Below are 20,543 nucleotides of genomic sequence, written 5' to 3'. Positions count from 1 at the left end.
GTCGTCAGACGTGCGGCGGTTCCACGTCCGAGTCCAGCCGCATGCCCGCCCGCACCGCCACCGTGGTCGGGTGCTCCTCCCCCAGCGTCACCCGCGCCCGGCGGATGCACTCGGCCCGCAGTTCGGCGGCCTGTTCGCCGTGGCCGGTGGCGGCCAGCGTCAGTGAGAGGTTGGAGCTGATGCCGATGGAGTCGTAGTGGTCCGGGCCGAGGGTCTCGGTCATCAGCGGTGCGGCCTCCAGCTCCAGGTCGAGCGCGGCCTGTGTCTGCCCGGACAGCACCAGGTCGTTCGCGTGGTTCATCATCGCGATCGGGATGTAGAGGTGGTGGGCGCCGAGGACGGTCCGGAACTGGGCCAGCGTGCGCCCGGACAGCTCCAGCGCCTCCGAGGTGCGCCCCGCCAGCCGTAGGTAGACCGACAGGTTGTTGGCGCCCGCCAGGGTCACCGGGTGGTTCTCGCCCAGGTAGTCGCGGTAGCGGGCGAGGGCCCGTTCGGCGAGCGGGATGGCCCGGGCGGTGTCGCCGAGGGCGTTGAGGTCGCTGGCCAGGTTGGTGGCGGCGGCCAGGGTGTCGGGGTGCTCGGCGCCGTTGATGTCCAGGTAGCGCTGGTAGATGTCCTCGTCGATCTCCAGGGCTTCGTGGTACCGGCCGGCCCGGCGCAGTGCCACGGCGAGGTTCTTGCGCGCCCGCAGGGTGTCGGTGTGGGCGTCGCCGATGGTCTGCTGGTAGATCCGGACGGTCTCCTCCAGCAGGTCCAGGGCCTCCCGCAGCCGCCCGGTCTCGCGCAGGTCGCGGGCGTAGTTGGAGGCGGAGGACAGCGCGTAGAGGCTGTGCGCGCCGAGTGCGTCGCGCTGCTGGAGGTAGTTGCTGCGGTGCCGTTCGAGGGCGGCCCGGCGGTCGCCGGCCAGGTAGTCGGAGACGGCCAGGTTGTTGGTGATCATCAGGGTGCGCGGGTGGTCCGGGCCGAGGGTGCGCCGGGCGGCGTCCAGGGTGCGGCGGTCGAGGGCCCGGGCCTCGTCGTAGCGGCCGAGGAAGCGCAGGTCGGCGCCGAGGCTGTTGGCGACGGCGAGGGTGTGCGAGTGCTCCGGTCCCAGGGTCGCGGTGAAGCGCTCCAGGATGTCCCGGTCCATCTCGTACGCCTCCTGGAGTGCGCCCTGGGATCGGCGGATGTTGCTCAGCTGGGTGCGCAGCATGAGCGTCTGGGCGTCGTTGTCGGCGTCGAACCCGGGGCCGCCGTAGCCGTCCTGCCGCCAGTGCTCCAGGGTCCGCTCGGCCAAGTCCCGGCCGGACTCGTGCAGGCTGCGCTTCCACTGGTAGCGGACCGAGTCGATGATCCACTGCCGGACGTCCTCGTCGGCGCTGTCGACGGCGCCGGACGGCCAGAGGTGGGGCAGGAGTTCGGCGTACTCGGCCCAGTTGGCGGGCACGTCCGGGTCGCCGGGGTTGGCGGTGGCGAGCGCGGCGTGCACGACGCCGCGCAGTTCGGCGCGCCGTTCCTCCTCCACCTGGTCCCGGAGCACGGCTTGGACCAGCCGGTGCACGGTGATCGTCTCGCTGCCCTGGTCGGTGCGGGCGAGTCCGAACCGGTTGATGGCGCGCAGGAACTCGCCGATCGCGAGCTTGTCGCGGGGCGCGCGCGGGGGCAGCCGCAGGGCGTGGGTGACGGCGCGGCTGTAGAGCAGCCGCATCGGGATGGCGTCGGGGCCGAAGAAGGCGCAGATCTCCAGGATCTGGGCGGCCGGGGCGTTCATCCGGCGCAGTTCCTCGACCGAGATGCGCCAGGTCGCGGCGGCCGAGTGCGGGTAGTCGGCGGTGCGCAGCCGGGTGCGTTCCAGCATCTCGGTGAGTTCTTCGTCGAGCAGTTCCAGGTAGGTGGCGATCGGCATCGACGTCTCCTGGAGCCAGACGGCGGCCTGGCCGACGGCGAGCGGCAGGTCGCCGAGGCGGTGCGCGACCTGGTCGGCGTCCTCCGGGGAGAGGCCGCTGTTGAAGCGGCGCAGCAGCCGGACGCTCTCCTCGCGGAGGAAGACGTCGACTTCCACCAGGCCGGCGTGCCGGGCCCAGCCCTGGTTGCGGGAGGTGATCAGCACGTGGCCGCCGGTGGAGCCGGCCGGCTGCCAGGGGGCGAGTTCCTCGGGGGTTCCGGCGTTGTCGAAGACGAGCAGCCAGCGGCGGTACGGCTGGCCGCGGCGCAGCGCGTCGAGCACGGCGGCGGCGGTGTGCGCGACGTCGTCGCTGGCGGGCACGCCGAGCCGGGGGGCGAGTTCGGCGAGCTTCTGCGGGATGTTGGCGGGCTCCTCGGCGGGCACCCACCAGACCACGTCGTACGCGGCCTTGAAGCGGTGCGCGTACTCGGCGGCGATCTGTGACTTGCCGGCGCCGCCGAAGCCGTAGAGCACCTGGCTGAGCACGGCGGCGGGGCCGCCGGTGAAGCGGTTGCGGAGCAGTTCGAGCAGCTTGCCGCGGCCGATGAAGGCGGCGTTGCGCGAGGGTGCCTCCTGGACCTGCGGGGCGGTGCCGGGGAAGCGGCCGGGGGCGGCGATCTCCCCGCTGTCGTTGTCGGGTTGGCGGTTGCTTCCGGGTGGCGGGCCGAGTTCGCCGTAGAGCTGGGACTCGGCGCCCGCCGCGGAGGAGCGGACCAGGTCGGGGGCGGCCTGCCCGGTGAACGGGCGGGGTACCGGCTCGTCCGAGTCCTGTAGCCGCAGGGCGACCAACGCCGGTGAGCCGGAGACGAGTTCGCGGCCCTGCAGGAGCTGCCAGACCTCGGCGGCGCGGGGCAGCGCGGTGTACTCGGGCGAGAGCAGGGCGAGCACCCGGCCCTGGCCTTCGAGCGGCCCGGCGACCTCCGCGGGCCGGGGGCCGGCGTAGGACTCGGCGGCGTTGTGCAGGGAGGTCTGGTAGCCGAAGCGGGTGAGGGTGCCGGCGGCCCACTCGGCCCACATCCGGTCCTCCGGCGCGTAGCTGACGAACACCTGGCGCGGCACCGCACGGGCGGAGCGCAGGTAGGCGCCGTAGAGCCGGCGGCGGGTGTCGGCGGTGAGCGGGCGCAGGGTGCGGACCCGGCCGTCGGTGATCCACCCGGCCAGCCGTTCGAAGGCGTTGAGCAGGCTGCGGGCCTCCTGCGGCCGGTCCGCGACGGTGGCGGGCACCTCCTCGTAGGCGTAGAAGGGCTTGTACGGCACCTCGACGTCGGCCCAGTAGCCGGCCCGGCGGTCGCCGGCCAGCCAGCGGCCGAGGTAGGGGGCGAAGGCCTCGCGGGCGTAGTCCCGGCCCGCCTCCAGGCGCTCCTGCTCGGCGTCCTCGACCCGCATCGGCACCGGCAGGACCCGGATCGCCCGCTCTTCGGCCTCGGCGATGGCGCGGGCGGCGTCGACGCCGCCGCGGATGTTCTGGGCGCTGAAGGTGAAGCAGTCCACGACGGTGTCGGGCATCAGGACGGTGCAGATGCCCGAGGTGTCGCTGACGCCGGTACGGCTGTCGATGAGCACGTAGTCGTAGGCGCGGGCCCAGCGTTCGCGCAGCTCGCGCAGGAACTCGCCGCCGCGGATGTCCCGGCCGTGGTAGAAGCTGCGCCAGTTGAAGCTGGTGACGGCGGCGGCGTAGGCGGCGTTCTGGCGGCCGGCGGGCAGGAAGTCGAGCCGGCCGCCGGGCGGCAGGTCGAGGGCGAGGCCGCAGGTGTAGCCGTCGAGGCGCCCGGGGTGGTCCAGCCAGGCGGCCGGGGCGAGGCCGACCGGTCCGACGGCGGAGGGCAGTGCCTGCCTGACGTAGGAGCGCAGCAGGTCGATCAGGCCGTCGGTGGAGTGGAGTTCGGGGTCGACCAGGAGCGGGTGGTAGTAGCGGTGGAGGCCGGGCGCCTCCAGGTCCCAGTCGACGACCAGGACGCGCAGGCCCCGGCTCGCGAGGATCCAGCCGACGTTGGCGAGGGCCATGGTCCGGCCGGTGCCGCCCTTGAAGGAGTAGAACGTGACGACCGATCCCGGTCCGCCGCGCTCGGGTTCTGCGCCGGGCTCAGTGGTCATCGTCCGTGTCTCCCCTCAGCGGGACAGCGTTGTCCTTGCCACGACTCTGGTGCGGGAGGTCCTTCGGGCCCGGGCCCCGGCCGCCGAAGGGCGCGGGCTGCCCCTGCCGGGGCACCGGCGGGGCCGCCGGGATGGACAGCCCGGGCATGGCCGGGCCGCCGCCGGGGCCGAACCCGAAGGCGTCGCCGCCATCGTCCCCCCAATCCAGGTTGTCGTCCATGAGCTTGTTCTGGGCGACCGTCACCATGATGGTGAGTTCGCTGTCGAAGCTCTCCCGGCTCACTTTGACCCGGAACAAGTGCTCCAGATCGCTCCGGCGCAGCCAGTTGCGCCGGAACACGTCGCGTACGCCGGCCCACAGCGCGTCGCGCTCCGGCCCGTCGGCCGGGTCGGCGCTGCCGGTGGGCACCATCACGCCGGTGACGGGGTGGTTCTGGTCGTCGTACTCGCGCAGCGCGGAACGGTAGCGCTCGCTGCCGGCCGTCCACGGATCCACCAGCAGGACGCTGACCTGGCTGTCCTCCCGGGCCTGGTCGAGCTTCCCGCCGAGGCCGTCGTCGACCTCCTCCAGCGTGGTGGTGTGCCCGGCGGCGGTGATCACCTGCTGGGCGCGGGCCGCCAGTGACGGCTGGGTGGGCGGATGGAAGGGCGCCCAGTGCCAGGGTTTGGTGCCGTACCAGCCGCCCGCGAACGAACCGCCCTCGGCGGCCGCCTCCGAGGCGCGTCCGGCCGCGATGAACAGCCGCACCATGCCGGGGGCGGAGACGGCCTCCGGTGCCCCCGGCGGCGGGAAGTAGCCGCGCACCGCGCCGAGGTCGAACTCGGGCAGCTCGCCGAGCCGCCGCACGGCCGCGTCCCGGATCCGCTCGGCGACCACCCGGACGACCTGCTCGTACGCCTCGCTCTGCGCGGTGCGCAGCAGGGCCCGCAGACCGTGTCGGGCGTAGCCCTCGCCCAGGTCCGGCTGGGCCCACTGGATCTTGGTCACCTCGTCGGCCAGTTCGCCGGGCACGACGGGCTCCCAGAGCACCGGGATCAGCGCCGGGATGAGCTCCCCGGTGTCCTCGTGGTGGCGGCGGACCCGGCCCCGGAAGGCGGTCCACTCCTTGCCGCAGTACAGGCTGGTGAAGTAGGCCGGGGAGTAGAGCGCGATCATCGTCCGGCTGCGGCCCAGCATCGTCGCCAGCTGCTCGGCCCAGTCGTCGCCGAGCCGCAGCTGCTCGGTGTCCCGGTAGGCGAGCTCCTCGACGCGCACGCCCGTCCCGACGAGCCGGGCGAGTTCGTCCCGCAGGTCGTTGAAGAACTGGTTGACGAAGGCGTCCTCGGCCTCGAAGTCACGGCGCGCGTAACTGAAGAAGAAGTACGGCCGCTGGCGTTCCTGCTCCATCACCTGTTCCCCCCGTGACCGATGGTGCCGCGACGGCGCTGGTTTCATACCCCAGCATGTCGTGAACTCCACCGGCCGCGCTGCCAGTTGGCGCACTCGACCGACTCCCGGGTCCAGCCCGTCGGCCAGGCGCACGCCCTCGACCGGGAGTGCTCCGGCGCCCGGGCGCGCACCGGTGGAGGCCCGGGCGCGGCAAGGTGTCGCGGGCGCGCGCAGGGGTGGCGGGTTCCCCGGGCCGCGCTACCGGTCGAGCGACGACTGGAAGGCGGCGAGCGGCTCCGCGCCGGGGCTCAGGGCGTCCGCGACCACCCGGCGCAGCAGGTCGCCGAGGACGGTGTCGGGCAGGGCGTCGAGCGCTTCGAGCGGCAGGGCGGCGACGTCGACCAGGTCAGAGCCGAGTCCAGTGGCGGTTTCCGCACCGGTGACGCCCATCAGTCCCTCACTCGATCGTGCCGGCACAGCGCGTTACCGGCCGGTTGCGCATCGGCCCGGGTCCGCGACGGGCATCGTACACCCGTACCGTGACGGGCCATCAGCTCAGCGTGGACGCCACGCCCGGGCCGACCCGGTCGGCCCACCGGCCCCCACGGAGCCCCATGGCCCCCACCGGCCTCACCGGCCCCACCCCCTCACGGGCAGAGCCGTTCCACCCGCCATCCCGTCGGGGTCGTCGGGTCGGCGAGGTAGCGCAGCCGGTCGTGGAGGCGGTTCTCGCGGCCCTGCCAGAACTCGACGCTCTCGGGGATCACGCGGTACCCGCCCCAGAACGGCGGGACGGGCACTCCCTCACCCGCCGGGTAGCGGCGTTCCAGTTCGGCGTAGCGCTGTTCGAGCACGTCGCGGCCGCTGACGGGGCTGGACTGTTCGCTGGCCCAGGCGCCCAGTTGGGAGCCGTGGGGGCGGGTGCGGAAGTAGGCGGCGGTCTCGTCCCGGCCGATCTTCTCGACCCGGCCCTGGACGATCACCTGGCGGGCCAGTGCGATCCACGGGAACAGCAGCGCGGCGTGGGGGTTCGCGGCGATCTCGGAGCCCTTGCGGGAGCCGTAGTTGGTGAAGAACACGTAACCGCGCGCGTCGTGGCCCTTGAGCAGGACGGTGCGCGAGTTGGGCCGCCCCTCGGCGTCTGCGGTGGAGAGCACCATCGCGTTGGGTTCCACCACCCCGGCGTCCTGCGCTTCGTGGAACCAGCGGGTGAACTGGGCGGCCGGCTCGGGCGCGAGGTGCTCCTCGACCAGGCCCTCGTGAATGTAGTGCTCGCGCATCACGGTGAGGTCGGGGCCGGGGCGGGCCTCGCGGGCCGGGGGCCGGGTGGCGGGGCTCGGGGGCGTCGACTGGGCGCGTTCCGGGGTCTGCACGCGGACATCATCCCGTACGACAAGCGACCGGCACCGCTACCTCCGGACAAACCCCGGTGGGAGATAGGGTGGCTCGCCACCGCTTGGCCGCCCGTCGTACGGGGAATTGTCCGGAACCGGGGGTTCGGTTCCGGGCCCCTCCCGGGCCCGACGGGGCCTCGGCGGGACCTCGACGGAACCCCGGCCAGGCCTCGGCGGAGAAGTTCAAGCGAGCCCGGAGGCAAACATCACCACGGTGGTGTATGGCGCAATGCACCCCGTGCCTGTCACGCTGGCACCGAGTGCCAACCACGATTCGGTCACTGGCGTGCCCGCCCCACCACGGCGGAACGCCGATCCCAGAACTGAAGGAGCCGTCGCATGTCCGATTTCGTACCCGGGCTTGAGGGAGTCGTCGCGTTCGAGAGCGAGATCGCCGAGCCCGACCGGGAAGGCGGCGCCCTGCGGTACCGCGGTGTCGACATCGACGACCTGGTCGGCAAGGTGTCCTTCGGCCACGTCTGGGGCCTGCTGGTGGACGGCAAGTTCAACCCGGGCCTGCCGGCCGCCGAGCCGTTCCCGATCCCGGTGCACTCCGGTGACATCCGGGTCGACGTGCAGTCCGCGCTCGCCATGCTCGCCCCGGTCTGGGGCCTCAAGCCGCTGCTGGACATCTCCGCCGAGCAGGCCCGCGACGACCTCGCGCGCGCCGCCGTGATGGCGCTGTCCTACGTCGCCCAGTCCGCCCGCGGCCAGGGCCTGCCGATGGTTCCGCAGAGCGAGATCGACAAGGCCGAGACGGTCGTCGAGCGGTTCATGATCCGCTGGCGGGGCGAGCCGGACCCGAAGCACGTGAAGGCCGTCGACGCCTACTGGACGTCCGCCGCCGAGCACGGCATGAACGCCTCCACCTTCACCGCCCGGGTGATCGCCTCGACCGGCGCCGACGTCGCGGCCGCGCTGTCCGGCGCGGTCGGCGCGATGTCCGGCCCGCTGCACGGCGGCGCCCCCTCGCGCGTGCTCGGCATGATCGAGGAGATCGAGCGCACCGGCGACGCCACCGCGTGGGTGAAGAACGCGCTGGACAAGGGCGAGCGCCTGATGGGCTTCGGCCACCGCGTCTACCGCGCCGAGGACCCGCGGGCCCGCGTGCTGCGCCGCACCGCCCAGGAGCTCGGCGCGCCGCGCTTCGAGGTCGCCGAGGCGCTGGAGAAGGCCGCGCTGGAGGAGCTGCACAACCGCCGCCCCGACCGCGTGCTGGCCACCAACGTCGAGTTCTGGGCCGCCATCATGCTGGACTTCGCCGAGGTGCCGGCGCACATGTTCACCTCGATGTTCACCTGTGCGCGGACCGCCGGCTGGTCGGCGCACATCCTGGAGCAGAAGCGCACGGGCCGGCTCGTGCGCCCCTCCGCGCGCTACATCGGCCCCGGCCCGCGCCGTCCCGAGGCGATCGAGGGCTGGGACGCGATCGCCCGCTGACCGCACCGGACGACCGTCCGAACTGTGCCCCTGAGCAGCGGGTCCGGCCTCGGCCGGGCCCGCTGTCGGCGTCTCTGAGCAGCAGAGATCACAGTCTCAGCGGGCGGACGACCGTACCCCGGGCCGGTCCCCGGCCGGTAGGCTGCGCGCGTGGCTCAGATCCAGATCCCCGCTGACATCAAGCCCGCAGACGGCCGTTTCGGCTGCGGACCGTCCAAGGTGCGCCCCGAGGCCCTGAGTGCCCTCGCCGCCACCCAGACCTCCCTGCTCGGCACCTCGCACCGCCAGGCCCCGGTGAAGAACCTGGTCAAGCGCGTGCGCGAGGGCGTGAGCAGCCTCTTCTCGCTGCCCGACGGCTACCAGGTCGTCCTCGGCAACGGCGGCTCCACCGCCTTCTGGGACATCGCCGCCTTCGGCCTGGTGCGGGAGAAGTCCCAGCACCTGGACTTCGGCGAGTTCTCCTCGAAGTTCGCCTCCTCGGTCAAGGCCGCGCCGTGGCTCGCCGAGCCGACGGTCATCAAGACCGCGCCGGGCACCCACCCGCTGCCGGTCGCCGAGGCCGGCGTGGACGTCTACGGGCTCACCCACAACGAGACCTCGACCGGCGTCGCGATGCCGATCAGGCGCCCGGTGGGCGCGGACGAGGGCTCGCTGGTCCTGGTGGACGCCACCTCGGGCGCCGGCGGCCTGCCGGTGGACATCACCGAGACGGACGTCTACTACTTCGCCCCGCAGAAGTCCTTCGCCTCCGAGGGCGGCCTGTGGCTGGCCTCGTTCTCCCCGGCCGCCCTGGAGCGCGCCGCCGAGATCGCCGGCTCCGGCCGTTACGTCCCGCCGTTCTTCGACCTGCCGACGGCCATCGACAACTCGTCGAAGGACCAGACGTACAACACCCCGTCGATCGCCACCCTCTTCCTGCTGGCCGACCAGCTGGAGTGGCTGAACGGCAACGGCGGGCTGGACTGGGCCGTCGCCCGGACCGCCGACTCCTCGTCCCGGCTGTACTCCTGGGCCGAGAAGTCCTCCTTCGCCGCCCCCTTCGTGGCGAACCCGGCCGAGCGCTCCCAGGTGGTCGGCACCATCGACTTCGACGAGTCGGTGGACGCGGCCGCGGTCGCCAAGGCACTGCGTGCCAACGGCATCGTGGACACCGAGCCGTACCGCAAGCTGGGCCGCAACCAGCTGCGCGTCGCGATGTTCCCGGCGATCGACCCGGCGGACGTCGAGGCGCTCACCCAGTGCATCGACTACGTGGTCGAGCAGCTCTGAGCACCCGCTGAGGCACTCGGCGAGGCACCCGGCGAGGCGCCCACCGAGCGGGCCGCTGAAGGACCCGCCGAGGCATGCGTGAGGGCCACCACCCACCCGGGTGGTGGCCCTCACGGCCGTTTCCTGCCTACCGGCCGGCCAGTGAGCTGATCAGCACGACGACCAGCAGCAGCACCAGGGTGCCGGAGACGATGCGCATTCGAGTCTTGGGGTCCACGGTCAACGAGCGTACCTCCGCCGCACTACCGAGCGGAGCGGAGGTCCCACCGGGAGCCGTGGGGACCACCGGGAGCCCTGCGGATCGCCGGAAGCCCTGCGGACCATCGGGCGCCCTGGGCATCGCCGGGCGCGCCTCACCCCCAGTCCGCCAGCGCCCAGGAGCGCAGCGACTCGTAGTGCGGGCGGCCGCCGGTCGGGTTGCTCCTCATCAGGTGCAGTTCGGCGGCCTCCCACTCCGGCCCGCGGTAGTCCGCGAGCGCCGCCGCGAGGCCGTCCAGCTCGGCTGCCGCGACCCGCTGGGCGGCCCGCCGGTGGCCGCGCGTGGAGCCGGCCCGGGCGAGGGTGAGGTGGGGGTGGAAGGCGAAGGCGTCGGTCGTCTCCGCGGTCACCTCGGCGACGGCCCCGGTGACGGCCTCGGCCAGCCGGCGCAGGGCCCAGGTCTGTCCCTCGACGCCGATCCAGAGCACCCGGTCGCCGAACCGGCCGGCGCCCGCGATCCGCAGCCGGTGCACGGGGTGGACCTCGGCGACGGCGGCCAGGCCCGGCTCCAGCTCCGGCAGCCGTTCGGCCGGTACTTCGCCGAGGAAGGCGAGGGTCAGGTGCCAGCCGTCGACGGCGGTCCAGCGCAGCCGGTCCGCGCCGGGCAGCGCGCGGACGGGGGCGACCGCGTCGGCGAGCCCCTGCAGCGCGGCGACCGGTGGGAGCACCGCCACGAAGAGCCTCATGCGGCCATTCTTGCCGTCCGTGCGGGCGCGGGCACGTCTTCCCCCGCGCCCCGGTTCGGGATAGAACGGCTTCATGATCGATTCCAGTGGCATGAAGATCCGCACCGGAGGCCCCGAGGACGTCCCCGACCTCCTCGCCCTGCTCGACGGCGCGGTGGCCTGGCTGGCCGCCCGGGGCCGCACCGGCCAGTGGGGGGACCAGCCGTTCAGCACCGCGCCCGACCGGGTCGAGTACGTCGGGAAGTACGGCCGCGAGCCGTTCCTGATGCGCCTCGCCGTGGACGACGAGGGCCGTACGGTCGGCGCCTGCGTGCTGTCCGAGGAGCGCGGCCGGCACATCCCCGCCGTGGCCGAACGCGAGCTGTACGTCCGCAACCTGGTCACCGACCGGACGCGCAAGGGCTCGGGCATCGGCGCCGCGCTGATCGCCGACGCGGTCGAGGAGGCCCGCCGGCGCGGCATCGGCCTGCTGCGGGTGGACTGCTACGCGGGGGACGACCGCAAGCTGGTCGCGCAGTACCGGGCGCTCGGCTTCACCGAGACGGAGGGCTTCGAGGTCGAGCAGCCGACCGGCGTCTGGCCCGGCCAGGTGCTCGCCATCCGGCTCTGACGCCACGGCCCCCGGCCCGGGACGCCACCAACCCGGCCTGCCCCACCACGGCCCCCGGCCCGGGACGCCGCCAACCCCGGCCCTGGACGCCACGAACCCCCCGAGGCGACCTCGGGGGGTATCTGACGTCACGTCAGCAGGCGGCGGCCAGCTCGGACTTGCGCGACGGGCCGGTCCGCGGCACGACGGCCACGACGCGGCCGCCGCGGCCCGGGTGCAGGTCGAAGCGCACCCGCAGGTCCGCGCTGCGGGCCAGCACCAGGCCGACCGCGCCCGCCGCCAGCGCGGACACCAGTCCGCAGGCCAGCAGGCCGAGCCGGGGCCCGTACGAGGCGGTCACCCAGCCGACGATCGGGGCGCCGATCGGCGTGCCGCCGGTGAAGACCAGCACCAGCAGGCCCATCACCCGGCCGCGCATCTCGGGGTCGGTGGCCAGCTGCAGCATGGAGTTGACCGAGGTGTTGAAGCTCAGTCCGAACACGCCGATGAGCATCAGCAGCAGCGCGAAGGTCCAGTAGTCGGGCGCGAACGCGGCGACCACCTCCAGCGTGCCGAAGGCCAGTGCCGCGCCGACCAGGCGGCGCAGCCTCGGCGCGCCCCGGCGGGCGGCGAGCAGCGCGCCGGCCAGCGAGCCGACCGCCATCGCGGTGTTCAGCAGGCCGTACTGGCCGGCGCCCACCTTGAAGGTGTCGTACGCGAAGCCGGACAGCAGCGTCGGGAAGTTGAAGCCGAAGGTCCCGATGAACCCGGCCAGCACCATCGGCCAGAGCAGTTCGGGCCGTTCCTTGACGTAGCGCAGGCCTTCCCGCAGCTGGCCCTTCTCCCGGGCGATCGGCGCGGTCGGGCGCAGTTCGCTCTCCCGCATCGCCAGCAGTCCGCCGATCACGGCGGCGAAGGACAGCGCGTTGACGGCGAAGGCCCAGCCGCTGCCGACCGCGGCGATCAGCAGGCCCGCGACGGCGGGGCCGACCAGCCGGGCGGTCTGGAAGTTGGCGGCGTTCAGGCTGACCGCGTTGGCGAGGTCCCTGGGGTCGACCATCTCGGAGACGAAGGCCTGCCGGGTCGGGTTGTCCACCACGGTGACCAGGCCGAGCAGCAGCGCGAAGGCGTACACGTAGTACGGCGTCACCACGCCGCCGACGGTCAGGACGGCGAGGCCCGCGGCGAGCAGGCCCATCGCGCCCTGGGTGTAGATCAGCAGCCGGCGCTTGGGCATCCGGTCGGCGAGCACGCCGCCGAAGAGGCCGAGCAGCAGCATCGGCAGGAACTGCATGGCGGTGGTGATGCCGACCGCGAGCGGGCTGCCGGTGAGGCTCAGCACCAGCCAGTCCTGGGCGATGCGCTGCATCCAGGTGCCGGTGTTGGACACGACCTGGCCGGCGAAGTAGTAGCGGTAGTTGCGAACGCGCAGGGAGGAGAACATCCCTCCGGGCCGGGTGAAGCGGGCACCGGTCGGGGACGGGCGGGCCGCGTGGCCGCGGCCGGGGGCGGCGGGGGCGTCCGCCGCGGTGCGTTCGTCGGGGTCGTCGTCGCCGCTGCCGGGCAGCCCCGTGGGGGCGGGCGCCTGGGCGTCGGCGACCGCGGTGCTCGCCGCGGCGGGGTCGGTGGTCGGCTCGTCTGTACGGAAGGCGGCGGCGCTGGCTGCGACCGGCGGTGTCACGGTGTCTCCCCTCGCGGCGCGACGGCCATGGCGGTGGCCGTCGCGCTCCTGGTGTCGGTGGTCGGTCCTGCGGTGATGCGGGCTCCTTGTTCTCCCGGCCGGCGGGCCGGGTTCGGTGTGCCTAGAGGTGTGCGAGCTTGTAGAGCACGGGCGCGGCCTCCCGGAGGACGGCCCATTCCTCCTCGTCGAGCCCTTGGGCGAGCTCGGCGAGCCAGACGTTTCGGCGCCGGCGACTCTCCGCGAGGATCGCCTCGGCCTGCTCGGTGCTGCTGACGACCACCTGGCGGCGGTCCTCGGGGTGCGGTTCGCGCCGCACCAGCCCCTTCTCCTCCAGCATCGCGACGATCCTGGTCATCGAGGGGGGCTGCACGTGCTCCTTCCGGGCCAGCTCACCCGGTGTCGCCTTTCCGCACCGGGCGAGGGTGCCCAGTACTCCCATCTCGGTGGGGCTCAGCGACTCCTCCACCCGCTGGTGTTTGAGTCGTCGGGAGAGGCGCATGACGGACGACCGCAGCTGATTGATCGCTGCGAGGTCCTGCTCGGACATCTCGGGCATCTCTTTAGCCTACGTCATTACTCTCGCTAAGGAAAATGGGTTCCCCCGCCGCGCCGGAGCACCGGCCCGGTGCCATATTGGTCATGGGCCTCCGGTCTCGACTCCCAGAAGGGCCGACCAGCCATGTCCGACCTCGTCTCCGAGCAGTCCGCGCAGTCCACGCCGTCGGCGCCGTCAGCTCCTTCAGCGCCGTCCTCGCCGGGCACGCCGGACCCCCAGGGCGACACCGGCTTCGCCCGGCTCGCCATGGTCACCATCGACTGCGCCGACCCGGTCGCGCTGGCCTCGTTCTACGGCGCACTGCTGGGCTGGGAGACCCGCCACGTCGACGAGAACTTCGCGATCCTCGACAACCCGGAGGGCGGCAGCCCGCTGGGCTTCGGCCGGGTGAGCGGGTACCGGCCGGAGCCGTGGACGGAGCCGGACGGCAGCAAGCACTTCCACCTCGACTTCTACGTGGACGACCTGGACGAGTCCACCGCGAAGGCCCTGGCGCTCGGCGCGACCGAGCCCGCCTACCAGCACGGCCGCACGCTCCGGGTGCTGATCGACCCAGCCGGCCACCCGTTCGGGCTGGCTCCGCTGGAGTAAGACACAAACGAAGGCGTAAACAGGGGCAGGAGCATGCGCAGGCCGTGTCAGGACTTCGTGCCAAGATCATGTAGACCCGGTAAAGGTCCATTCTGACCTGGGATTTCACGAAAACCGCGAACGTTGTGCGACTGGCGGACAGTGGCTACTCTCCCCCGTTGTCAGGGGCATCCCACGTCAGGTCTCCCTTTCGGCGGAACCCCTTCCCCGCTTCCGCGCCCACTGCCGCGCGCCGCCTCCCGGCCCTTCCCGGCCGGCCATCTCCGCCCGAGTCCTGACGCCCTCAACCCCTCGTCCAGGGAGCTCAATTGGGTGCGATCCACCACGCCGACCACGGCTGGGTGACACCTGCGGTCTCGTACTTCGTCGCCTGCCTCGGCTCATTCGTCGCCCTGCGCAGCGCCCGCTGGGCGCTCGTCTCCAAGGGCCGCACCCGGGTCGCCTGGCTGCTCTTCGCGTCGACCTCGCTCGGCGCCGGCATCTGGTCCATGCACTTCATCGCGATGCTCGGCTTCTCGGTGACCGGCGTCGAGATCACCTACCGGCCCGGGCTGACCGTGGTCAGCCTGCTGGTCGCCGTCGCCATGGTCGGGGTCGGGCTCTTCACCGTCGGGTACTGGCGCCGCCGCCCGGTCCTGGCGCTGCTGGTCGGCGGGCTGACCACCGGCCTCGGCGTCGCCGCGATGCACTACCTGGGCATGGCCGCGATGGTCCTGCCCGGCCGACTGGGCTACGACCACGCCACGGTGGCGCTCTCGCTCGTCATCGCGGTGGTCGCGGCGACGGCCGCGCTCTGGGCCGCGCTGAACATCCGCGGCACGGTCGCCGTGCTCGCGGCGGCGCCGGTGATGGGCGTGGCGGTCTGCGCGATGCACTACACCGGCATGGCGGCGCTGTCGGTCCAGGTGGACCTCTCGCACGCCACCCAGGACGGCGTGATGGCGCTGCAGTTCATCTTCCCGCTCGGCGTCGGCCTCGGCTGCTACGTCTTCTTCGGCTCGCTGGCCTTCGCCGTCTCCCCGAGCCGCCCCGACTCGCAGCCCCTGCTGGCCGGGCCGGCCGCCCCGCTGCCCCCGCGGGCGCCCCGCGTGCCCCCGCAGCAGCGCCGGGAACGCCCGGCCGGGGCCGGCGCCCGACGCTGAGACCCGAAGACGGAGCGCCGACGGAACACACCGCCGGAACACCGACGGAACGCTGACGAACACCGACGCCCGGCCAGGCCCCCCGCCCGGCCGGGCGTCGCGCCGTCTCCGTCCGCTACTCGGGCCGCCCGAGCAGCCCGGTCAGGTGCTCCGGCGTGGCCACCGGGCAGACCTTGTGCACGAAGTCCCGCCGCAGCCCGTGGTACGGCTCGCCCGCCCGGTAGAAGTTGGCGTGCATCCGCCGCAGTTCCTCCGCCCGGTACTCGGCCACCGGCTTCGCCTCCTCGTCGGCGGCCCGACGGCGCTTCTTGTCCACCAGCCGCCCGGTGAGCTCCGGCGAGTCCGCGATCCGGGCCGCCTCCCGGGCCACCCAGCGGCGGAACTGCGCCGCGTCGCCGCCGGCCGTACGGTCCACCAGACCGATCCGGCGGGCCTGTTCGGCGCCGACCGGCAGCGCCTCGGTGGTGAGCCGCTCCGCCCACTGCGCGCCGACCCGGCGCGGCAGGGTGTACGTCCAGTACTCGGAGCCGTACAGGCCCATCAGGCGGTAGTGCGGGTTGAGCACCGCCGAGTCGCGGCACCACACCTCGTCGGCGGCGAGCGCCATCATCAGCCCGCCGGCCGCCGCGTTCCCGGCGAGGGCCGCGACGGTGACCTTGTCCGTGGTGGTCAGGACGGCCTCGACGAAGTCGTCCATCGCGTTGATGTTCTCCCAGGACTCCAGCGCCGGGAAGGCCGCGCCCTCGATGACGTTGAGGTGGATCCCGTTGGAGTAGAAGTCCCGGGGCGCGCCGAGCACCAGCACCGAGGTGGGCCGGTCCGCCGCCTCGCGGTAGGCGGCGAGCAGCCGTTGGCACTGCTCGGTGCTCATCGCCCCGCCCGGGTAGGCGAACTCGAGGTAGCCGACGTCGCCCTCCTCGCGGTAGCGCAGCTCCGACCAGGTGTCGCGGCGGGCCGCCGACTCCGGGCTCACCGGCACCTCGCGGACCCGGTGCAGCTCGCCGGCGAGCACCGTCGCGGCCGGCAGCTTGAAGGTGGCCGGGCCGCCGGGGGTGCGGCGCGGGCGCAGCTGCGGTATCCACACCGCGCCGTCCACGGTGGCCCGGCAGATCGCACCGTCCCGGGTGGCCAGCACGGCGCCGGGCACAGGGCCGCGCAGCTCGCTCTCGGGGTGGCCGCCGTGCAGGAAGAACTCCCGCCCGTACAGCTCGTCCAGCACGCCGGGCTGGGAGTCGGCGGCGCGCAGCTTGCGCAGCACGGTGGCGGTGTCGTCCCGCTCCCAGTCGATCCGGCGTGCCTCCTGGCGCAGGAAGGGCCGCAGCTCGCCGCGGACGTCCGGCCGGGCGTAGTCCAGCGGTTCGGGGGTGAACAGGCCGCTCTCGTAGCGCTGGACGGCCAGCAGGACGGCCTCGGTGGCGGCGTCGGCGACCTCGCCCCGGTAGAGCTCGCTCTTGCCGCAGGCGGGGACGGGGAACTCGACGGACGCCCAGATGTCGCCGGCGTCCATCTCCTCGACGGCCTGCAGCACGGTGACGCCCCACCGCTGCGCCCCCTCGGTGATCGCCCAGTCGAGCGAGGACGGGCCGCGGTCGCCCTTGGGGCCGGGGTGCACGATCAGGACGGTCCGGGTGGACCAGATGTCCTGCGGTACGGCCTTGGTGAGCATCGGGCAGACGATCAGCTCGGGATCGGTGCGCTCCACCGCCGCCCGCATCTGGTCGTCACCGAGGGCGAGCTGCACGGCGACCTGGTGGCCGCGCTCGCGCAGCTCGGTGTGGACGCGCTGGGTCAGGCTGTTGAACGCACTGGCGATCAGGAGAATGCGCAAGGGGGGCCTCCGGCGTTACAGGGGTCGCGCGGAGGCGATGAAACCACGACATGGACACGTAACGATTACGGTTTGCATCTCCGCGCCCGACCCTCACGCACCCCGCACACCTGTGGTCCTGGTGTGCTGCTCCCTTCGCCCGATCTCCCCAGCTGTTTCCCAGAGTTGCCCTAGCGCGGGAACGCCCGGCGGGCCCGCCAGGTGGTGTGCTCGCGGGAGACGGCGTCCTCCGCCTCGGCGGCCAGCCGGGCCCAGCGCGCCTCGGCGTCCGGCGCCTTGAGGTCCAGGTCGGAGAGCTGGTTGCCGACGATCTCCAGTTCGCGCGCGGCCAGCTGGTAGGCGGCGGCCAGCGGGCGGAGCTGCTTGAGCTGCGTCCAGGCGATGATCGACGCGGCCGCGGCCGAGCTGGCACCGAAGACGTGCACCTGCAGCGCGCCGGTGGCCTGGGCGATGGCCGCCGCCGCACCGATGATGATCAGCGCCGCGATGCCGAGCCCCCAGGAGACCGCCTGCGAGTCGCAGGACTCGGCCCGGGAGCGGTACCAGGTGCGCTGGCTCTCGACCCGGGTGCGCAGGTAGAGGGTGCGCCGGGCGGTCAGGCTCTCGGCGCGCAGTTGCCGCATCCCCGGGGTGATCTCGGTGACGGTGTCGGGCGGCACGATCCCCGGGTCCTCGAAGGCCCGCAGCACGTCCTCGACCTGCAGCAGGTAGCCGCGGTCCACGTCCGCGGACTGCGCCTCGCCGTCGAACGGCCGGGCCCGGACGGTGTACTTCCAGGCCAGCGTCTTGACCGACTCGGCCGCCGCCCGGGCCTCGTACCAGCGGCCCTGCGGGTTGCTGGTACGCAGCCGGGACCAGAAGTAGCCGGCCACCAGGAAGGCGGCCACCGAGAACAGCGGCCAGGGGTCGAAGTCGCCGTCGTGCTCCGGGCCCGGGAACGACCCGATCAGCGCGGCGACCACCAGCATCGCGATGAGGCCGCGGTACCAGCGCAGCGTCTCGCGCTGACCGTCCAGCGAGGCCTTGTCCGCCGTCCGGAACAGCTCCGGCAGCAGCTGCGCCTCGACTCCCCCGGGCGGATCCTGTTGCACCATCGGTCGAGTCCCCTCCCCCTTCTCCGTCCAGCCAGTATTCCCGCAGTCAACTGGCCTACACAGGCGCCTTTTTGACATTCCCCGGCGCGGTCGTTGCCCCGCCGGGCGCGTAACCGCTATAACCGGTTACATGCCGCTGCACTGGAAGCTCGTCATCGACTGCGCCGACCCGCACCGCCAGGCCGCCTTCTGGGCCGCCGCCCTGGACTACGCGACGGAGGACCACGGCCCGCTGATCAGCCGCCTGCTCGCCGCCGGCGCGGTCGGCCCGGACGCCGTCACCGAGGTGGACGGCCGCCCCGCCTGGCGCACCCTGGCCGCCGTCCGCCACCCCGAGGACCCGTTCGATCCGGCCTCGGACACCGGCCTGGGCCGCCGCATCCTGTTCCAGGCCGTCCCCGAGCCCAAGCAGGGCAAGAACCGGCTGCACCTCGACGTCCACGCCGCCCCGGGCGAGCGCGCGGCCACCGTCGCCCGGCTCGAAGCCCTCGGCGCCACCGTCCTGCGGCACGTCGAGGAGCCCGGCGGCGAGTGGACCGTCATGCGGGATCCGGAGGGCAACGAGTTCTGCGCCCACTGATCGGCCGGAAAGCGCCGCGGCCCCGCACCCGGTGGGTGCGGGGCCGACGGGGCCGCGGGGGGCGTACGGGCCGTACGAGCCGGTACGGGGTCAGAGCAGGCCGAAGGCCGGCATCAGGTAGTAGAAGGCGAACACCGCCGCCACCGCGTACAGCGGGGCCGGCACGCTGCGGCCACGCCCGACGGCCAGGCGCAGGACGCAGAAGGCGATGAAGCCGAAGCCGATGCCGTTGGTGATGCTGTAGGTGAACGGCATCATCACGATGGTCAGGAAGGCCGGGATCGCGATCGTGTAGTCGGCCCAGTCGATCTCCTTGATCGAGTTGGCCAGGATCAGGAAGCCGACCGTGACCAGGGCCGGGGTGGCGGCCTGGGCGGGGACCATGGTGGCGAGCGGGGTCAGGAAGAGCGCCACCACGAAGAGCAGGCCGGTGACGATCGAGGCGAAGCCCGTCCGGGCGCCCTCGCCGACGCCTGCGGTCGACTCGACGAAGCAGGTGTTGGCGGAGGCGGAGGTGGCGCCGCCGGCCGCGGTGGCGATGCCGTCGACCATCAGGATCCGGTTGATGCCGGGCAGGTCGCCCTTCTCGTCCAGCAGGTGGGCCTCGTCGGCCACGCCGAGGATGGTGCCCATCGCGTCGAAGAAGCACGACATCAGCACGGTGAAGACGAACAGCACGCCGGTCAGCACGCCGACCTTCTCGAAGCCGCCGAACAGGCTGACCTTGCCGACCAGCCCGAAGTCCGGCGCGGCGACCGGGTTGCCCGGCCAGGTCGGAACGGTGAGCCCCCACTTGAGCGCCGGGATGTCGACCAGCTTGTCGATCACCACGGCGAGCGCGGTGGAGACCGCGATGCTGATCAGGATCGCGCCGGGCACCTTGCGGATCACCAGGATCAGGGTGAGCAGCAGGCCGACGACGAACACCAGGACCGGGAAGCCGAGCAGGTGCCCGTTGCCGCCGAGCTGCAGCGGCACGGTGGTGTGCGCGGCGTCCGGCACCCGGCTGACGAAGCCGGAGTCGACCAGGCCGACCAGGCTGATGAACAGACCGATGCCGATCGCGATGGCCTTGCGCAGCCCCAGCGGGACGGCGTTCATGACCCGCTCGCGCAGACCGGTGGCGACCAGCAGCATGATCGCGAAGCCGGCCAGTACGACCATGCCCATGGCGTCCGGCCAGGTCATCCTGGGGGCGAGCTGGAGCGCCACGATGGTGTTGACGCCGAGGCCGGCCGCCAGGCCGATCGGGACGTTGCCGATCACGCCCATCAGCAGGGTGGTGAGGCCCGCGGTGAGGGCGGTGGCGGTGACCAGCTGGGCGCTGTCCAGGTGGGCCCCGGTCATGTCCGTGGCGCTCGCCAGGATGATCGGATTCAGCACCAGGATGTACGCCATGGTGAAGAAGGTGGCGACGCCGCCGCGGATCTCACGCGGCAGGCTGGAGCCGCGCTCGCTGATCCGGAAGTAGCGGTCGACCGCGCCGGTGGGGGGCTGGGGCGCGGTGTCGGCGGGTTCGGGCGACTCGGTGGTCGGCTGGACCACAGGCATGCGTGCGTCCTCTGTGGGGGAGCTGAGGAGGGGGGGGAGCGCCCGGGGCGACGGTGGCCGGGCTCAGGCTTTTCAGTATGGTTTCCGGCTCGCACACGCGCTATCTTCGCGCGTAGAGCCCGGGTCGGCACTACGCTGGGCCCCATGCCCAAGACGCCGCTGCACCCCTCGCCCCCGCCCCTGGAGGCCAACGACGTCGCCATCGTCGGCGGCGGCACGGTGCTGTGGTTCGTCGCCTTCCTCGCCCTGCTGCCGTTCCAGGGCACCCTCTCCGACCACGGCCACGGCACCTGGCCGTGGATCTGCCTCTCCGGCGGCCTGCTCGGCCTGATCGGCCTCTGGTACTGCCGCGCGCGGCGGGACGCGATCGCCCGCAGCCGCGCCGCCGAGGCGGCCGAACACCCGGCGGACGACGGCGGTCAGGACCCGGCCACCCGGTCGGACTGAATAGCCCTTTAGTAGCACGCACCGGACATAAGGCACCCGTAGAGTCGGTG

General features: G+C 73.0%; 17 protein-coding genes. 7 read left to right on the top strand and 10 right to left on the bottom strand.

Annotated elements, in window-relative coordinates; translation table 11 throughout:
* Positions 1–4 precede the first annotated feature (4 nt).
* The 4 genes from fxsT to pdxH all read right to left on the bottom strand — a co-directional run bounded on the left by fxsT (position 5) and on the right by pdxH (position 6,667).
* The gene (gene fxsT, locus AC0B61_RS05005; protein ID WP_471739204.1) at positions 5–4,018 is read right to left on the bottom strand and encodes an FxSxx-COOH system tetratricopeptide repeat protein; all 4,014 of its coding nucleotides are present in this window, start codon (positions 4,016–4,018) and stop codon (positions 5–7) included.
* On the bottom strand, positions 4,008–5,405 hold the full coding sequence (locus AC0B61_RS05000) for a TIR-like protein FxsC (protein WP_471739203.1): 1,398 nt from the start codon (positions 5,403–5,405) through the stop codon (positions 4,008–4,010). Before AC0B61_RS05000 ends, fxsT begins: the two co-directional genes overlap by 11 nt.
* 240 nt (positions 5,406–5,645) lie before the next feature.
* A complete protein-coding gene (gene fxsA / locus AC0B61_RS04995) occupies positions 5,646–5,837 on the bottom strand; it encodes an FxSxx-COOH cyclophane-containing RiPP peptide (protein ID WP_471739202.1) in 192 nt (63 codons plus the stop codon).
* Between the two features lie 197 nt (positions 5,838–6,034).
* Complete coding sequence (gene pdxH, locus AC0B61_RS04990) at positions 6,035–6,667, bottom strand: pyridoxamine 5'-phosphate oxidase (RefSeq protein WP_471739381.1); 633 nt, start codon at positions 6,665–6,667, stop codon at positions 6,035–6,037.
* A 453-nt stretch (positions 6,668–7,120) separates the two neighbouring features.
* Between pdxH and AC0B61_RS04985 the strand changes: the two genes are divergently transcribed.
* Both AC0B61_RS04985 and serC read left to right on the top strand, forming a co-directional pair.
* Positions 7,121–8,221 carry a citrate synthase 2 gene (locus tag AC0B61_RS04985; protein WP_471739201.1) on the top strand — a complete coding sequence of 367 codons (1,101 nt, stop codon included), beginning with the start codon at positions 7,121–7,123 and terminating at the stop codon, positions 8,219–8,221.
* Positions 8,222–8,371: 150 nt separating this feature from the next.
* Positions 8,372–9,490, top strand: a complete 1,119-nt coding sequence (gene serC, locus AC0B61_RS04980; RefSeq protein ID WP_471739200.1) for a phosphoserine transaminase — start codon at positions 8,372–8,374, stop codon at positions 9,488–9,490.
* A 353-nt stretch (positions 9,491–9,843) separates the two neighbouring features.
* Here the strand turns inward: serC and thpR are convergent, their stop codons facing one another.
* Positions 9,844–10,434, bottom strand: a complete 591-nt coding sequence (thpR, locus tag AC0B61_RS04975) for an RNA 2',3'-cyclic phosphodiesterase (RefSeq protein WP_471739199.1) — start codon at positions 10,432–10,434, stop codon at positions 9,844–9,846.
* A 73-nt stretch (positions 10,435–10,507) separates the two neighbouring features.
* Between thpR and AC0B61_RS04970 the strand changes: the two genes are divergently transcribed.
* Positions 10,508–11,044: a GNAT family N-acetyltransferase gene (locus tag AC0B61_RS04970; protein WP_471739198.1), complete on the top strand. Its 537-nt coding sequence runs from the start codon at positions 10,508–10,510 to the stop codon at positions 11,042–11,044.
* A 133-nt stretch (positions 11,045–11,177) separates the two neighbouring features.
* Here the strand turns inward: AC0B61_RS04970 and AC0B61_RS04965 are convergent, their stop codons facing one another.
* Positions 11,178–12,590 (bottom strand): MFS transporter, encoded by a 1,413-nt coding sequence (locus tag AC0B61_RS04965; RefSeq protein WP_471739380.1) that lies wholly within the window; start codon positions 12,588–12,590, stop codon positions 11,178–11,180.
* Positions 12,591–12,825: 235 nt separating this feature from the next.
* Positions 12,826–13,260 carry a MarR family winged helix-turn-helix transcriptional regulator gene (locus AC0B61_RS04960; protein ID WP_471739197.1) on the bottom strand — a complete coding sequence of 145 codons (435 nt, stop codon included), beginning with the start codon at positions 13,258–13,260 and terminating at the stop codon, positions 12,826–12,828.
* A gap of 123 nt (positions 13,261–13,383) precedes the next feature.
* Between AC0B61_RS04960 and AC0B61_RS04955 the strand changes: the two genes are divergently transcribed.
* Together AC0B61_RS04955 and AC0B61_RS04950 are read left to right on the top strand one after the other, a co-directional pair.
* The gene (locus AC0B61_RS04955) at positions 13,384–13,851 is read left to right on the top strand and encodes a VOC family protein (protein ID WP_471739196.1); all 468 of its coding nucleotides are present in this window, start codon (positions 13,384–13,386) and stop codon (positions 13,849–13,851) included.
* Positions 13,852–14,159: 308 nt separating this feature from the next.
* On the top strand, positions 14,160–14,993 hold the full coding sequence (locus AC0B61_RS04950) for an MHYT domain-containing protein (protein ID WP_471739195.1): 834 nt from the start codon (positions 14,160–14,162) through the stop codon (positions 14,991–14,993).
* A gap of 115 nt (positions 14,994–15,108) precedes the next feature.
* Here the strand turns inward: AC0B61_RS04950 and AC0B61_RS04945 are convergent, their stop codons facing one another.
* Positions 15,109–16,821 carry a hydrogenase maturation protein gene (locus tag AC0B61_RS04945; RefSeq protein ID WP_471739194.1) on the bottom strand — a complete coding sequence of 571 codons (1,713 nt, stop codon included), beginning with the start codon at positions 16,819–16,821 and terminating at the stop codon, positions 15,109–15,111.
* A 170-nt stretch (positions 16,822–16,991) separates the two neighbouring features.
* Positions 16,992–17,915 carry a DUF4231 domain-containing protein gene (locus AC0B61_RS04940; RefSeq protein ID WP_471739193.1) on the bottom strand — a complete coding sequence of 308 codons (924 nt, stop codon included), beginning with the start codon at positions 17,913–17,915 and terminating at the stop codon, positions 16,992–16,994.
* A 130-nt stretch (positions 17,916–18,045) separates the two neighbouring features.
* Here AC0B61_RS04940 and AC0B61_RS04935 point away from each other — a divergent pair, with 130 nt between their 5' ends.
* Positions 18,046–18,495: a VOC family protein gene (locus tag AC0B61_RS04935; protein ID WP_471739192.1), complete on the top strand. Its 450-nt coding sequence runs from the start codon at positions 18,046–18,048 to the stop codon at positions 18,493–18,495.
* A 90-nt stretch (positions 18,496–18,585) separates the two neighbouring features.
* Here AC0B61_RS04935 and AC0B61_RS04930 read toward each other — a convergent pair whose 3' ends face one another.
* Positions 18,586–20,046, bottom strand: coding sequence for an NCS2 family permease (locus tag AC0B61_RS04930; protein WP_471739191.1), 1,461 nt, complete (start codon positions 20,044–20,046; stop codon positions 18,586–18,588).
* A 144-nt stretch (positions 20,047–20,190) separates the two neighbouring features.
* Between AC0B61_RS04930 and AC0B61_RS04925 the strand changes: the two genes are divergently transcribed.
* Positions 20,191–20,493: a DUF2530 domain-containing protein gene (locus AC0B61_RS04925; protein ID WP_471739190.1), complete on the top strand. Its 303-nt coding sequence runs from the start codon at positions 20,191–20,193 to the stop codon at positions 20,491–20,493.
* Positions 20,494–20,543: the final 50 nt, after the last annotated feature.

Source organism: Kitasatospora sp. NPDC023385, from assembly GCF_055664045.1.
The sequence above is the reverse complement of the archived record's forward strand: the minus strand, read 5'-3'. Positions and strand labels throughout refer to the sequence as shown.